The sequence below is a fragment of the Actinoplanes sp. NPDC051537 genome (genome assembly GCF_055586105.1).
In genome coordinates this window covers 15,924-30,034 of the sequence record NZ_JBVJIU010000007.1, presented here as the reverse complement: position 1 = coordinate 30,034, position 14,111 = coordinate 15,924, and the positions used below count along the sequence as shown (strand labels likewise).

Below are 14,111 nucleotides of genomic sequence, written 5' to 3'. Positions count from 1 at the left end.
TCGGCACGGTCGGACCATGGGATGAGGAACTTCCCGATAGTCGTCACGAAGGTCGGACATTAGCCGAATGCCCGGTTTGCGAGTTGGACTCGGAAAAGCGCCGTAATTTGTTGGCGTGGCCCTCGGAGTGAACGTCAAGATCACGGCCGCCGTGTGCGTGGCCGTCGCGGTCGCCGTCATCGTCGGCATCGCCGGGATCGTCTCGCTCAACTCGGCGAGCGACTCGGCGCAGAACCTGTTCGCCAACAACGTGCCCAGCGTGCTGGCGATCGGCCGGGTCGACGCCGCGCTGGCCCAGGGCCAGCTCGACCTCGCGAACGAGGCCATCTCCCAGGACGACGCCACGGTCGACACGTACACGAAGTCCTTCCAGGACGACCAGGCCGAGTTCACCGCGGCCATGGCCAGCTACCGGGCGGCGGGCCCGGCCGGCGACCCGGCGGTGGTCGACGACCTCGAGACCAAGTGGAACGCGCTGGTCCAGGTGGCCGACGACAAGCTGCTGGCCCTGGGCCGCAACAACGACATGAAGGGCTATCAGTCCGTACGCGACGCGCAGGTCACCGACATGATGACGGCGGCCGGCGACGACGTCGACAAGCTGCGGATCGCCGAGGTGAAGGACGCCACCACCTTCGCCACCAAGGCCCGCACGGCCGCCCGCAACAGCCGGATCCGGGCCATCGTCATGGTCGTCGTCGGCGCCCTGATCGCGCTGGCGCTGGGCGTCTACATCGCCCGCACGATCGTCGCCTCGCTCACGAAGGTCAAGACGGTCTGCGACGGGCTCGCCGAGGGCGATCTCACGCGCACCTCCGGGCTGACGTCGGCGGACGAGCCCGGTCAGATGGGCCGATCCCTGGACCGGGCGATGGAACGCCTGCGCACCACGGTGGCCACCATCGACGGCTCGGCCGGCCGGCTCAACGACGCCACCCAGCAGATGGCCGGCACGGTCGCCCAGATCGCCTCCTCGGCCGAGTCGACGGCCGCGCAGGCCCAGACCGTCTCGGCGGCGGCCGAGCAGATCTCCCGCAGCGTCGACTCGGTGTCGGCCGGCAGCGAGGAGATGGGCGCCTCGATCCGCGAGATCTCCCAGAACGCCTCGGAGGCCGCCCAGGTCGCGGGCGAGGCCGTCGGCCTGGCCGCGCAGACGTCGTCGACGATGAGCAAGCTGGGCGAGTCGTCGGCCGAGATCGGCAACGTGATCATGACGATCACGTCCATCGCCGAGCAGACCAACCTGCTGGCCCTGAACGCCACGATCGAGGCGGCCCGGGCCGGCGAGGCCGGCAAGGGCTTCGCGGTGGTGGCGTCGGAGGTCAAGGACCTCGCCCAGGAGACCGCGAAGGCCACCGAGGACATCTCCCGCCGCGTCACCACGATCCAGGCCGACACCGAGGGCGCGGTCGTCGCGATCGAGGAGATCACCCGGGTGATCGCCCGGATCAGCGACTTCCAGACGACGATCGCCTCCGCGGTGGAGGAGCAGACGGCCACGACGTCGGAGATGAGCCGCAGCGTGAACGAGGCCGCCACCGGCACCAACGACATCGCCCAGAACATCACCGGCGTGGCCGAGTCGGCCCGGTCCACCAGCCGCAGCGCCGCCGACTCCGAGCAGGCGACGGTGGACCTGGCCCGGTTGTCGACCGAGCTGAGCGAGCTGGTTTCCGGGTTCCGGTACTGAGCGGGTTCGCCGTTCCGGCGCAAAATACGCATCTCGCCCGGTACGGTCGCGATCATGGAGACCGTCGCCTCCCGGCCCGGTGGCCGGCCGGCGCCCGGTCGCGCGGCGGGCGCACCGCCGGAGCGCCGCCTCGGCGCGGACGAGTTCCGCGCGCTGCTCGACCACGGCACGGCCGAGGACATGGCCGACGCGATGCTGATGCTCACCGAGCCCGGGCGCCGCGCGCTGGCCGCGCTGCTGCCCCGGCCCGGCGGCCCGACGGCGGAACGCGAGGGCGTCCTGCTGGTGGCCGGCGCGGCCTGCCTGCCCAGCGCCGACGGGGTCATCGCGTGGCTGCGGTCGAGCCGCTTCCACCACGAGCCGGCCGCCGAGACGGCCGACCACGTGATCCGCGTGCTGTCGGCCCCCGGCCGCCCCTCGCTCACCACGGTGGCGACCGGCGTGGCGAAGCAGTTGCGCACGCGGGCGGCGTGGCCGATGACCGAGGCGATCCTGCGCGCGGCGGGCGTGCCGCCGCCCGGGACCGATGCGTTCGCCCGGCAGTGGCTCCGGGCGTACGGGAAGAGTCCTGGTGTTCTGCATGAGCTCCTGGCCGCCGACGAGTGGCTGGACCGCATGCTCCCGCGGATCATCTCCCCACCCGGCGGGGTGGTCGTCGACGACCGCTGGCCGCCCGCGCTGGCCGCCCTGGCCGAGGATGGCCGCCTCGCCCGCGACACCCTGATCGGCCTGGCCCTGCGGCGGATGGCCGACCCGTCGCGCCCGGGTTCCCCGCGGATCGCGATCGCGTGTTTCCGCCTGCTCGCGCCCACGCCGGACGAGCTTTCCCACAACCAGGCCGATCCCGTACGCCTGCTGGCCGCCCCGAGCTCCTCGGTGGCCGCCGTCGCCCAGCGGGCGCTCGAGACCCTGGAGGAGGCCGGTCGCCTGGAGATGGCCGTGCAGGTGGCGGCCACCCGGGCGGCGATGGCCCGCACCGAGAAGAAGCTGATCCGCACCCATCTGGCCTGGTTGACCAGGTCGTTGGCCCGGCGTCCGGAGCGCGCCGTTCCGTTGCTGGAGGCGGTGGCCGAGGGTCTCCGGAGCTCCTCGCCCGAGATCGCCGGCCTGGCGCGGGAGGCTCTGGCTCGGCACCCTGAGGGGCGGCCGTTCCTGATTTCCGCGCCGGTCCCGTCGCCCGGTCCTCAGACCCCCGCCGTCCGTCTCCCTGAGGCCGCCGCCCCTCCCCCTCAGGCTGCCGCCCCTGCCCCTCAGGCTGCCGCCCCTGCCCCTTCCCCTCAGGCTGCCGCCCCTGCCCCTCAGGCTGCCGCCGCCCCCGTTTCTCGCCGGGGCCACTTCCCGCGAGCGTCCTCGCCTCGGCCGCCCGACGCCATGCCCTCGCCGATCGCCTCGGTCGCCGAGCTCGCCACCGAGATGGCCACCCTCCGCGCCGACCCCTGGGAACCGGTAGCCCTCGAACGCCTCCTGGCCGCCCTCGTCTCCTTCGCCCGATCCGACCGCGCCGAGCTCACCGCCACCCTGTCGTCCCTTGTGGACGCCGACCGCTCCCCGCTCGATGTCTTGATCGAGGCCTTGATCCCGGAAATCAGACCTGGGTCCGACGCGCTTTCCGCGCGGCCTGGCTATGGTGATTCCCGGGAGACACCCACAACCGAATACCGCCAAGGCCCGGCCCGGCCGTCCTCACCGCAGGCGATGCTGCTGGCCCGGATCGGCGAGGTGGCCGACGTGCTGTCGGCACCCGGCGGCCCGCCGGCCCTGCTGGCGACCCCCGCCACCGTGGACGGCCACGTGAGCCCCGCGCGGGTGCTGTTCCGCTTGCTGGAGGCCGAGCGCGACGGCTGGCAGCCCGGCCCGCACGACCTGACGCAGGCGTTGCTGCGACTGCCGAGGAACGTCGACGCCGCCGTGACGGAGGCCGCCGGCCGCCTGGTCTCGCCGGCCGGTCGCCGCTACGCCGAGTGGCTGCGCGCCGGCGGCCTGCCCGACCCGGTCACCACGGTAGGCACGGTCCCCGGCGCCCACCGCCACCGCCGGGCGGCCTTCGACTGGACCGACCTCCAGGGCCTGAACCCGGAGACCGCCCGAGCCCGAGCCGTGGCGCCGGCAAAGGCCCAGAGCGGCATGGCCGAGCCGTTGGCGGGCTTGCTGGCCACGCCGCCCGGTGATCCGCTGGCCTTGGCCGCCGCTTCGGGCGTGGCCGGAGCGGCCACTGCCGACCCGGGCGCCGCCGCCGCGGGCACTGCCGCCGCGGGCGCTGCCGCCACGGGCACCGCCGGCACGGGCACCGCCGGCACGGGCACCGCCGCACCGGGCACTGCCGCCACGGGCACCGCCGCCACGGGCGCTGCCGGCGCGGGCACTGCCGCCACGGGCACTACCGCCACGGGCACTACCGCCACGGGCACTACCGCCACGGGCGCCTCCGCCGCGGGCGCTTCCGCGGGCGCAGCCGGTGCGAGCATCGCTGTCGCGGGCACCACCAGCGCGGGGAGTGCCGGCTCGAGCACTGCCGCCAAGCGCGCTAGTGGCGCGGGCGCTGGTGGCGCGGGCGTTGACGGCGAGGGCTTGGGCTCAGACGCAGGCGTGGGCTCTGCCGTGGGCTCGGGTGGGACCGCGGTCGTTGGCGATGGCTGTTCTCGGGCCGGGCCGGGCGATGTGGTGCCGGACATGCGGTGCTGGCCGATGGTGCTGCCCAGTCATCGGGAGATTGTTGCGGCGCACTGTCTGCCATATCTTGCGGGGTGCTGCGCCGAGGGGGACGGCGGGAACGCGGCGGACGTGCTGCCTCGGCTGGCGCGGTCGTCGGGGCCGTTCGGGGTGGCGATGGCCGCCTCGCTGGCCTACGGGCTGATGGCCTGCCGCGAACGTGAACGGCGGGCCGCCGTCGATGCCGTCATGCACCTCGTGCGGAACGGCGGGCTCGACGCGGGGCTGCTCGGGCGCGAGATTCGCCTGCTGCTGGTGGCGGGCATCGCCGACTCGGGGCATGCGGCCGATGCGCTCGGCGGCATCGGGCGGGCGGGGGCCTGGCATGTCGTGTGGGCGGTCGCCTACACGGTGGTTCCGGATCTGCTTCGCCTCGATCCGGGCGGAGACGGGCTTGCGGCGCTGCTTTCCGTCACGACCGAAGCGGCCGTCGCCACGGGGGCGCGCGCCGACTTTGCCGGGCTCGCCGCGGTCGCCGGGCGTGCCGATGACCCTCGACTCCAGGCCGAAGCCCTCCGTCTCGCTCGAGCCATCGGCTGAACCTCGACCGGTGTCGCCACCCGGGCCCGGGTGGCGCCTCCTCGGCGTCGCGGCACTCCCTGAGCCGGAGCATCGCCTGACGTCACGGCATTGCCTCAGCCTGCGCATCGCCTGACGTCACGGCACTCCGTGAGCGATCGCATCGCTTGGCGTCGCGGCACTCCCTGAGCGATCGCATCGCTTGGCGTTGCGGCACTGCCTGATCCAGCGCATCGCTTGGCGTCGCGGCACGGCCTGAGCTGGGGCTTTCCCCGGTCTCGGCGGCCCGGACGAGCATTCGCCGGGGCGGGCGGCACCACCCAGATACATTTCGTCTCGGATGTGACGTGTGCGTTGACCTGCGCAATTCCGCTTTCCATTCTGGCATTCAGAAAGGAGAGCGACCATGAGTGACACAATCGAAGCCGGCGACGAGCGGCGATTGGCGGAGATGGATGATTCTCTGCCCGTTCCGCCGGAGGTCGACGACCCGGACGAGTATGACGCGGTCGAAGAGTCGGACCAGCCGGAGCCCGAGGAGGTGTCCGATGCGGTTCTCGATTCGTAACTACTCGATCAGCGCCAAGGGCAAGGGCTGGGGCGACGGCTGGCCGACGAACCGGTCCCGGGACATGGCCCGGGTCAAGGCCGATCGGTCCGGCACCGGCATCAACGTGCATCGGCGGGTGGCGCCGCTGATCGACATCCTGCTGGACGAGACGGAGCGCCGGGGGTACCGGCTTCACCCGCACACCTGCGGCGGGTACGCGAACCGGGCGGTCCGCAAGTCGAACAAGCCGAGCAATCATTCGTGGGGATTGGCCGTCGACCTGAATTGGGAACGCAATCCGGAGAACTGGCACGGCGTCCTGCACACCGATCTTCCGTCGTGGGTGGTTCCGCTGTGGAATCGGTACGGATTCGCCTGGGGTGGCAATTACAAGGGCAAGCACAAGGACCCGATGCATTTCGAGTTCATGGGCGCGCCCGCGGACGCCGACGACATGCTGGCCAAGGCGCGCCGGGAGATTCTGGGGCGCAAGCCGGTCCCGCCACCGCCGGCGCACAACCAGGGCAAGTACACGGTCAAGAGCGGCGACAGCCTCTCCGCCATCGCCGGCCGGCTGCACCTGAACGGCGGGTGGAAGCCGCTCTACCAGCTGAACCGCGGCGTGATCGGGCCCGACCCGGATCACATCCGGCCGGGCATGGTGCTCCGGTTGCCTTGAGTGACGTCACGGAACTCACCGAGCGGTCCGGTCATGCGCGCCCCGGTCACGGTCAGCCACGGCCGGCCCAACATGCCGAGGGCGCGCATCCGGTCGGCCATCGGGTGCTTTCCCAGCCGTACGGCATAACCGCCGCGACCCACCCGCATGCCCGACAGATGCATCGGAAGCCGGCCGCGCAGCAGGCGCCCCGCCTGCGCGCCGTGATCCAGGAAGGACCACGACGGCAGCGACAGCCTCGTCCGGAACGGCAGACGCACCCGGCCGTTCCGGATCGAGGCCTGCATCGCGAAGGCGCCGCCCTCACGCACCGTCACCCCGGTCGCCGACGCGCCGAACGTCAGGTCGGCCTCCATCAGCCACTTCGGCAGCGCCCAGAAGTCCTGCCCGGCCTCGCGGGTGAACGCGCCCGTCACCGGCAGGTCGACCAGGTGCAGGCCGGGGCGTCCGCCCGGCCCGCGCACGAGCAGCCCGACGCCGACCTCGTCGTAGCTCCGGAGCGCCCATTCGCCGTAGTGGATCGTCATGAGCAGCGTGATCGCCCGCTCGAACAACACGATCGGTGACAGCGGCACACCGTCCAGGAGGCGGCGAGCATCGGCCGCCGGCGCCGTGAAAACCGCGGCCGTGAGCCGCGCATCGGTGATCGTCACCGGCAGCGTGACCGTCTCCCCCTGGATCGACCAGGTGCCGGGCCCCACGCGCTCCGCCATGCGCCGACCTTAACGGAGGATCAGGGGGTCAGCACAGCCGCGCCCTCGACCCGCCCGCCGGCCAGATCGGCCAGCGCGTCGGCGGCGCGATCCATCCCGTACGGCGTGATGGTCACCCGCAGCCGATGCCGCGCGGCGAAATCGAGCAGCTCGCGCCCGTCCTGCCTGGTGTTGGAGGTGACGCTCCGCAGTGTCCGTTCCTGGAACAGCTCGCGGTCGTAGTTCAGCGACGGGATGTCGGTGAGGTAGATGCCGGCCACGGCGAGGGTTCCGCCCCGATCGAGCGCACGCAGCGCAACCGGAACGAGGTCACCGCTCGGGGCGAAGATGATCGCCGAGTCGAGCTTCTCCGGCGGGCCGTCACCGGCGGCCGCCGCCGACGCCGCGCCCAGATCGAGGGCGAGCTTCCGCGCCCGGGCCGAGCGGGTGAGGACGTGCACGCGGGCCCCGGAGGCGATCGCCACCTGCGCGGTCAGGTGCGCCGACGCGCCGAAACCGTAGATGCCGAGCCGGCCGCCGTCCGGGACGTCGGCCAGGCGGAGCGCGCGATAGCCGATGATCCCCGCGCAGAGCAGGGGCGCGAGCTCGGCGTCCGGGTAACCGCCGGGGAGCCGGTAGGCGAAGTCGGCCCGGACGGTCGTGTACTCCGCATAGCCGCCGTCGGCGTCCCAGCCCGTGTACAGGGACCGCGGGCAGAGGTTCTCCCGGCCGGATCGGCAGAAGCGGCACTCGCCGCAGGTCGATCGGAGCCAGGCGACGCCCACCCGGTCGCCGATCGTGAAGCCGGAGAGGCCGTCGCCGATCGCGGTCACGTGGCCGACGACCTCGTGACCGGGGACGACGCCCTTCCGGTGGGGCGGGAGCTCGCCGGATGCGACGTGCAGGTCGGTCCGGCAGACCCCGCACGCGTCCACCGCCACGAGCAGCTCGCCCGGGCCGGGGCGCGGGACCGCCATCTCCCGCCGCCGCAGGGCGCGGTCGGTCACCTGCCATCCGAGCATTCGGCTCCACCTCCTCGGTCCATCCTTGCGCGCGGCGTCCGGACTTTCGCCCCGGGTGCGGGCTTGACTCTCCCCATGGGGGAGACCCCAAGGTGGGCCGTGCCCGGGCGGCCATGGTGGCAAAGCGCCACAAAGGAGTGGGCTCGAAGGAGGTCGAACACGACGGAACGGAGTGGCACGGTTGCCCCTGAGTGGCTTCGTGGGCTTGTGTGGGACAGCATCGATGTTGAACCGGGCGGATCGACAATGAGGTGATCATGACTACGGTCGGTGTGCTGGCCGAGACGGCCGGGCGGGAGCGGCGCGTGGCGCTCACGCCGGAGGTCGTCGGGCGGCTGCGCAAGCAGGACGTCGACGTGCTCGTCGAGGCGGGGGCGGGGCGGCGGGCCTGGTTCGACGACATCGGGTACTCCGATGCCGGCGCCACCGTGGTCACGCGAGAGCTGGTCTACGCGGGTAGCGACGTGTTGCTGTGCCTGCATCCGCCCGGGGACGCCGCCGTCACCCGCCGCGGTCAGCTGCTCATCGGGCTGCTGGGGGCGGCGCCGGTCGTCAACCCGGGCGTCAGCGCGATCAGCCTCGATCGGCTGCCCCGGACGCTGAGCCGGGCCCAGGCCATGGACGCGCTGACCTCGCAGGCCAACGTCGCCGGGTACAAGGCGGCGCTGCTCGCGGCGGAGGCCTATCCGGGCTTCTTCCCGCTGCTCATGACGGCGGCCGGGACGACCCGGCCGGCGCAGGTTCTGGTGCTGGGCGCGGGAGTCGCGGGACTGCAGGCGATCGCCACGGCGCGGCGGCTGGGCGCGCAGGTCACGGGCTACGACGTGCGCGAGGCGGCGCGCGGCGACATCGCCTCGACGGGGGCCGCGGTGCTCGACCTCGCCACGCCGCGGGCGGAGGCCGAGGGCGGGTACGCGCGCGGCCTCACCGAGGACGAGGCGGAGACGCAGCTGCGGGGGCTCACGACGGCGGTGCCCCGGTTCGACGTGGTGATCACGACGGCGCAGGTGCCGGGGCGGCGGGCGCCGGTGCTGGTCACGGCCGAGGCCCTGAAGGGGATGCGGGCCGGTTCGGTCGTTCTCGACCTCGCGGCGGCGGCCGACGGGGGCAACGTCGAGGGATCGATTCCGGACACTCGCACGGTCACCGACGGCGGTGTCGCGGTCATCGGGGCCGGCAATCTCGCGTCCACCGTGCCGGGGGCGGCGTCCACGGCGTACGCGCGCAATCTGCTTGCCCTGCTCACCCACCTGATGCCCCACGGCGAGGTCGTCCTCGACCTCGACGACGAGATCACCAAGGCCGTGCTCGCGCACGACGGCAGGGAGGATCACCCATGAGCCCGATGCTGCTGGCCGACCTGACCGTGTTCACGCTCGCGCTGCTGGTCGGGTTCGAGGTGATCAGCAAGGTGCCGGCGACGCTGCACACGCCGCTGATGTCCGGCGCCAACGCGATCCACGGCGTGGTGATCGTCGGCGTGATGCTGCTGGCCGCGACGGTGACCAGCGCCGGCGGGTACGTGCTGCTGGCGGTGGCCGCGTTCTGCGCCGCGATGAACGTGGCCGGCGGCTACGTGGTCACCGACCGGATGCTGGCGATGTTCCGGGCGAGACCGGACGCGGCGCAGGCGAAGAGGAACGGGGCGCGATCGTGAGCGCCTTCGACAGCGTCGTCCACCTGGTCTATCTCGGCACCGCGGTCTGCTTCGTGATCGGGCTGCACCTGATGAACGCGCCCGCCAGCGCCCGCCGGGGGAACCGGATCTCGGCGGCGGGCATGGCGGTCGCGATCCTGACCACGGCGGTGGTGCTCGCCCACGACGGGGTGGCCACGACCGGGGCGGTGATCGCGCTGACGGTCGGGGCGGTCGCGGGGGCGGCGGCCGGGCTGATCGCGGCGCGGCGGGTGCTGATGACGGCGATGCCGCAGCTGGTGAGCCTGTTCAACGCGGTCGGCGGCGGGGCGGCGGCGCTGATCGCGCTCGGCGACCGGGCGGCGTCGGCGCAGGCCGCGGTGACCGGCGTGCTCGACGTCGCGATCGGCGCGGTCACGTTCACCGGGTCGCTGGTCGCGTCGGGCAAGCTGGCGGGACGCGTGCCGGGCCGGCCGATCGTGGTGCCGTTCGGGCGGCCGATCTCGGCGGGGCTGGCGGCGGTCGCGGTCGCGCTGGGCGTCTGGTTCGTGGCCGGCGACCAGCAACCCGCGCTGCTCGCCGGCGTCGCGGTGGTGGCTCTGGCGGCGGGCGTGCTGCTGACGCTGCCGATCGGCGGCGCCGACATGCCGGTGGTGATCTCGCTGCTCAACGCCTGCACCGGCACGGCGGTCGCGATGGCCGGGTTCGTCCTCGAGAGCACCCCGCTGATCATCGCCGGCGGGCTTGTCGGCGCGGCCGGCGCGATCCTCACCAAGCTGATGGCCGACGCCATGAACCGGCCGATCGGCGCGATCATCGCGGGTGGCTACGGCACCGGCGACGCCGTCGCGGTCACCGCAGGGGCGGCAGCAGCGCCGGTACGCGAGATCAAGCCGGACGACGCGGCGATCCAGCTCGCCTACGCGGGAAAGGTCGTGATCGTTCCCGGCTACGGGCTGGCCGCCGCGCAGGCGCAGCACGAGGCGGTGGCGCTGGCCGAGGCGCTGACCGAACGGGGCGTCGAGGTGACCTACGCGATCCATCCGGTGGCCGGGCGCATGCCGGGACACATGAACGTGCTGCTCGCCGAGGCCAACGCGCCCTATCCGCAACTGCGCGACCTCGAGGAGAGCAACCCGGAGTTCGCCCGCACCGACGTCGTGCTCGTGGTCGGGGCGAACGACGTGACCAACCCGGCGGCGCGACGGCCCGGCAACCCGGTCTCCGGCATGCCGATCCTCGACGTCGACAAGGCCCGCTCGGTGATCGTGCTCAAACGCTCCCTCGGGCACGGCTACGCCGGCATCGACAACGAGCTCTACACCGACCCGCGCACCGCGATGCTCTTCGCCGACGCCAAGACCGGTCTCGCGGCCTTGCTCACGGGGCTGCACGCCTACGCGGAATGACCGTCCGGGCATCGCCGGCCGGGGCGAAGCGCCTACGCGGAATGACCGTCCGGGCATCGCCGGCGGGGCGAAGCGCCTGCGCGGAATGACCGTCCGGCGGGAGCGCGCACGCACGCCGCATGAGGTTCACTCATCGATTTCAGTCACTTGACACTTGGTGATCAACTTGGAACGCTCGGTTGCGGGAACCTTCACGGGGCACGGAACGTGGGAGAGCCGCAGTCTTGCAGAGTCCACGTATCAGACGTTTGCTGTCCGCTTTGTCGCCGAGAGCCGTGGAGGAGTTCTGGACCGAGATCGCCGCGACGGGCACCCCGCTGATCGAGCCGTGTGACGACGAGTCGGTCCTGGTCACGTTCCTGTGGCGGGGCGAAGCGCCGGTGACGAGCGCGTGGTGGGGCGTCGACGTGCCGATGAAGCGCGCGCCCGGCAGCGACCTGTGGCACGGCAGCCAGGTGATGCCGGCGGCGCTGCTCACGACGTACTGCATCGCGCACGAGAATCCGCAGGGTGCGCCCGCGGACCTGTCCGGCGCGGGCGCGACCCATGTGGATCTCGCGAACCCGCACCACCTGCATTTCCCGGCCGATCCGGCCGACCCCGACGACCATCCCGGGTACGTGTCGGTGCTGTCGCTGCCGGCCGCGCCGCCGGCGACGTGGAGCGACCCGCGCCCGGGCGTGGCGGCCGGGACGCTGACCGAGGTCGAGATGCCCGGCCAGGCGCTGGGCGGCCGGCGCCCGGTCGCGATCTACCGCCCGGCCGGCACCCCGGCCGAGGGCCTGCCCGCGCTGGTCGTGTTCGACGGGTTCCTGGCCCGGCACGTGCTGCGCGTGCCGACCATCCTGGACAACATGATCGCCGCCGGGGTGATCCCGCCGCTCGTGGCGCTGTTCGTGAGCAGCCAGGACGCCACCCGCGAGGACGACCTCCAGCCGACCCGCCCGATCGCCACGTTCGTCGAGGACGAGCTGATGCCGTGGGCCCGATCGCACGTCGGCATCGCGCCGGGCGGCAACCTGATCGCCGGCGTCTCGCGCGGCGGGCTGGCCGCCGCCTACGTCGGCCTGTGCGCGCACGAGCTGTTCGGCGCGGTGATCGCCCAGTCCGGCAGCTTCTGGTGGCCGCGGCCGGCCGAGGGCGCGCCGGGCTGGCTGATCCGGCAGATCCCGCGCTATCCGCCGGTCGACGTGCGGTTCTACCTCGACGTCGGCGTCCGCGAGACGATGCCCGGGCCGGGCGGCGCCCCCGACCAGCTCACCGTGGTCCGCGAGATGCGGGACACGCTGCGCGGCCACGGCTACGACGTGTCCTACGCCGAGTTCGTGGGCGGCCACGACTACATCAACTGGCGGCGCACCTTCGCGGACGGGCTCCTGGCCGTTACCGGGCGGCGATCGGCGGGCATGGTGGGGTCGTGATCACCTGCGTAGTGCACTACACGATCGACCCGGAGCAGATCGACGCGTTCGAACGGTTCGCCCGGGCGTGGATGCGGCTCGTCGCCGAGCACGGCGGCGTGCACCACGGGTACTTCCTGCCGGCGGAAGGGGCCAGCGACCGGGCCGAGGCGCTGTTCAGCTTCGAAAGTCTGGCCGCTTATGAGACGTACCGGCAAAGGTTCGGTGTTGATCCTGAGTTCGTCGCGGCCGACCGGATCCGCGACGAGTCGGGGTGTGTCGTGCGGTACGAGCGAACCTTCATGCGGCCGCTGCTGCCGTCCTAACCTTTGAGGCGCGCCTTCTGGACCTTGCCCATCGCGTTGCGGGGCAGGGCCTCGACCAGGACGACGCGGCGCGGGCGTTTGTGGGCGGCGAGGCGCGCGGCCACGAAGTCGATCAGCTCGCGCTCCGGAACCGGGTCGCCGACGACGAACGCGGTGATGCGCTCGCCGAGGTCGTCGTCGGGCAGGCCGACGACGGCGGCCTCGCGGACGGCCGGGTGCAGCAGCAGGACGTCCTCGACCTCGCCGGCCCCGACCCGGTACCCGCCGGTCTTGATCAGGTCGGTCGAGGCGCGGCCGACGATGCGGTGCCAGCCGTCGGGGGCGATCGTCGCGACGTCGCCGGTCGGGTAGAAGCCGCTCCCCCACGGCTCGACGCCGCCCGGCCGCAGGTAGCCGTCGAACAGGGTCGGGCCCGCCACCTGCAGATGCCCGATCGTGACGCCGTCGTGCGCGACCGGCGAGCCCTGCTCGTCGACCAGCCGCGTGGCGATGCCGGCCAGCGGCAGGCCCACCTGACCGGGACGGCGCTCGCCGTCGGCGCGGGCGCTCACCGTGATCAGGGTCTCGGTCATGCCGTAGCGCTCGACCGGCGGCTGCCCGGTGAGCGCGCGCAGGGTGTCGAACACCGAGCCGGGCAGGGGGGCGCTGCCGGAGACGAGCAGGCGCGCGGCCGACAGGCGGCGGGCGGCGTCGGGCCGGGCGGCGATCCGGGACCAGACGGTGGGCACTCCGAAATACATGGTTCCCAGGCTTCGGGCGTACGCGTCGGGGCTCGGTTTTCCGGTGTGGACCAGCCGGCCGCCGGTGCGCAGCGGGCCGAGCGCACCCAGCACGAGGCCGTGCACGTGGTAGAGCGGAAGGCCGTGGACGAGCGTGTCGGCGGCGGTCCAGTTCCAGGCCTCGGCCAGGGCGTCGAGGTCGGCGGCGATGGCGGCGCGGGAGATGACGACGCCCTTCGGCGCGCCCGTGGTGCCGCTCGTGTAGAGGATGAGGGCCGGGCGGTCGGGGGCCGGCTCGGCGGGAATTTCGGTGGCCCGCGCGGCCCGGGTGATCGGCACGGTGGGGAGGCGCGCGGCGGCGGCTCGTCCGGCCGGGCCGGTGGAGGGAAGATCGGCGGCGGCGGGGCTATCGGGGGCGGCGGGGCGATCGAGGGCGGGGCGATCGGGGGCCGCGGGGTCGTCGGTCAGCAGCAGCTCGGCGCCCGAGTCGCGCAGCATGTGGGCGCGCTCGAGCTCGCCGGCGTCGGGCGGGATCGGCACGATCGGCACGCCCGCGAGCAGCGCGCCGGCGATCGCGGCGATGGTGGGGGCGCCGGGCCGGGCGTCGACGGCCACGATCCGCGCGCCGGCCAGGTCGGCGGCGATCGACGCGGCCCAGCCGAGCAGGTCGTGCCGCGCGAACGTCCCCTCTCCGGTGGTCAGGGCGGCGTCGAGATCGGCGGGGTCGAGGAGCGCGGCGAGCAGCGGCATCCTCGCATGA

General features: G+C 73.2%; 12 protein-coding genes. 9 read left to right on the top strand and 3 right to left on the bottom strand.

The window, feature by feature from the left end:
* The first annotated feature begins 115 nt into the window (after window positions 1–115).
* From ACZ6TB_RS17855 to ACZ6TB_RS17840, 4 genes are all read left to right on the top strand, one after another.
* Window positions 116–1,690 (top strand): methyl-accepting chemotaxis protein, encoded by a 1,575-nt coding sequence (locus ACZ6TB_RS17855; RefSeq protein ID WP_465555602.1) that lies wholly within the window; start codon window positions 116–118, stop codon window positions 1,688–1,690.
* Window positions 1,691–1,744: 54 nt separating this feature from the next.
* Window positions 1,745–4,939, top strand: coding sequence for a hypothetical protein (locus ACZ6TB_RS17850; protein ID WP_465555601.1), 3,195 nt, complete (start codon window positions 1,745–1,747; stop codon window positions 4,937–4,939).
* 385 nt (window positions 4,940–5,324) lie between these two features.
* Window positions 5,325–5,486 carry a hypothetical protein gene (locus ACZ6TB_RS17845; protein ID WP_465555600.1) on the top strand — a complete coding sequence of 54 codons (162 nt, stop codon included), beginning with the start codon at window positions 5,325–5,327 and terminating at the stop codon, window positions 5,484–5,486.
* A complete protein-coding gene (locus tag ACZ6TB_RS17840) occupies window positions 5,467–6,147 on the top strand; it encodes a M15 family metallopeptidase (RefSeq protein WP_465555599.1) in 681 nt (226 codons plus the stop codon). The genes ACZ6TB_RS17845 and ACZ6TB_RS17840 overlap by 20 nt, the downstream gene beginning before the upstream one ends.
* Here the strand turns inward: ACZ6TB_RS17840 and ACZ6TB_RS17835 are convergent.
* Together ACZ6TB_RS17835 and ACZ6TB_RS17830 are read right to left on the bottom strand one after the other, a co-directional pair.
* A complete protein-coding gene (locus ACZ6TB_RS17835; RefSeq protein WP_465555598.1) occupies window positions 6,111–6,860 on the bottom strand; it encodes an acetoacetate decarboxylase family protein in 750 nt (249 codons plus the stop codon). The two genes, ACZ6TB_RS17840 and ACZ6TB_RS17835, sit on opposite strands and share 37 nt — an antisense overlap.
* Before the next feature lie 20 nt (window positions 6,861–6,880).
* A complete protein-coding gene (locus tag ACZ6TB_RS17830; protein ID WP_465555597.1) occupies window positions 6,881–7,861 on the bottom strand; it encodes a zinc-dependent alcohol dehydrogenase family protein in 981 nt (326 codons plus the stop codon).
* A 257-nt stretch (window positions 7,862–8,118) separates the two neighbouring features.
* Between ACZ6TB_RS17830 and ACZ6TB_RS17825 the strand changes: the two genes are divergently transcribed.
* From ACZ6TB_RS17825 to ACZ6TB_RS17805, 5 genes are all read left to right on the top strand, one after another.
* Window positions 8,119–9,201, top strand: coding sequence for an NAD(P) transhydrogenase subunit alpha (locus ACZ6TB_RS17825; RefSeq protein ID WP_465555596.1), 1,083 nt, complete (start codon window positions 8,119–8,121; stop codon window positions 9,199–9,201).
* Entirely contained in the window at window positions 9,198–9,518 is a 321-nt protein-coding gene (locus tag ACZ6TB_RS17820; protein WP_465555595.1) for an NAD(P) transhydrogenase subunit alpha part 2, read from the top strand. The genes ACZ6TB_RS17825 and ACZ6TB_RS17820 overlap by 4 nt, the downstream gene beginning before the upstream one ends.
* Window positions 9,515–10,906 carry an NAD(P)(+) transhydrogenase (Re/Si-specific) subunit beta gene (locus ACZ6TB_RS17815; RefSeq protein WP_465555594.1) on the top strand — a complete coding sequence of 464 codons (1,392 nt, stop codon included), beginning with the start codon at window positions 9,515–9,517 and terminating at the stop codon, window positions 10,904–10,906. Before ACZ6TB_RS17820 ends, ACZ6TB_RS17815 begins: the two co-directional genes overlap by 4 nt.
* Window positions 10,907–11,181: 275 nt before the next feature.
* Window positions 11,182–12,327, top strand: coding sequence for an alpha/beta hydrolase-fold protein (locus ACZ6TB_RS17810; protein WP_465555593.1), 1,146 nt, complete (start codon window positions 11,182–11,184; stop codon window positions 12,325–12,327).
* Window positions 12,324–12,632, top strand: coding sequence for an NIPSNAP family protein (locus ACZ6TB_RS17805; RefSeq protein WP_465555592.1), 309 nt, complete (start codon window positions 12,324–12,326; stop codon window positions 12,630–12,632). The genes ACZ6TB_RS17810 and ACZ6TB_RS17805 overlap by 4 nt, the downstream gene beginning before the upstream one ends.
* On the opposite strand, the gene ACZ6TB_RS17800 is transcribed toward ACZ6TB_RS17805, so the two are convergent.
* The gene (locus tag ACZ6TB_RS17800; RefSeq protein WP_465555591.1) at window positions 12,629–14,101 is read right to left on the bottom strand and encodes an AMP-binding protein; all 1,473 of its coding nucleotides are present in this window, start codon (window positions 14,099–14,101) and stop codon (window positions 12,629–12,631) included. The genes ACZ6TB_RS17805 and ACZ6TB_RS17800 overlap by 4 nt on opposite strands.
* Window positions 14,102–14,111: the final 10 nt, after the last annotated feature.

Bases quoted from the DNA above. Each gene is read 5' to 3' on its own strand.
- ACZ6TB_RS17850 (WP_465555601.1), top strand. From the start codon at position 1,745: ATGGAGACCGTCGCCTCCCGGCCCGGTGGCCGGCCGGCGCCCGGTCGC.
- ACZ6TB_RS17845 (WP_465555600.1), top strand. From the start codon at position 5,325: ATGAGTGACACAATCGAAGCCGGCGACGAGCGGCGATTGGCGGAGATG.
- ACZ6TB_RS17840 (WP_465555599.1), top strand. From the start codon at position 5,467: ATGCGGTTCTCGATTCGTAACTACTCGATCAGCGCCAAGGGCAAGGGC.
- ACZ6TB_RS17835 (WP_465555598.1), bottom strand. From the start codon at position 6,860: ATGGCGGAGCGCGTGGGGCCCGGCACCTGGTCGATCCAGGGGGAGACG.
- ACZ6TB_RS17830 (WP_465555597.1), bottom strand. From the start codon at position 7,861: ATGCTCGGATGGCAGGTGACCGACCGCGCCCTGCGGCGGCGGGAGATG.
- ACZ6TB_RS17825 (WP_465555596.1), top strand. From the start codon at position 8,119: ATGACTACGGTCGGTGTGCTGGCCGAGACGGCCGGGCGGGAGCGGCGC.
- ACZ6TB_RS17820 (WP_465555595.1), top strand. From the start codon at position 9,198: ATGAGCCCGATGCTGCTGGCCGACCTGACCGTGTTCACGCTCGCGCTG.
- ACZ6TB_RS17800 (WP_465555591.1), bottom strand. From the start codon at position 14,101: ATGCCGCTGCTCGCCGCGCTCCTCGACCCCGCCGATCTCGACGCCGCC.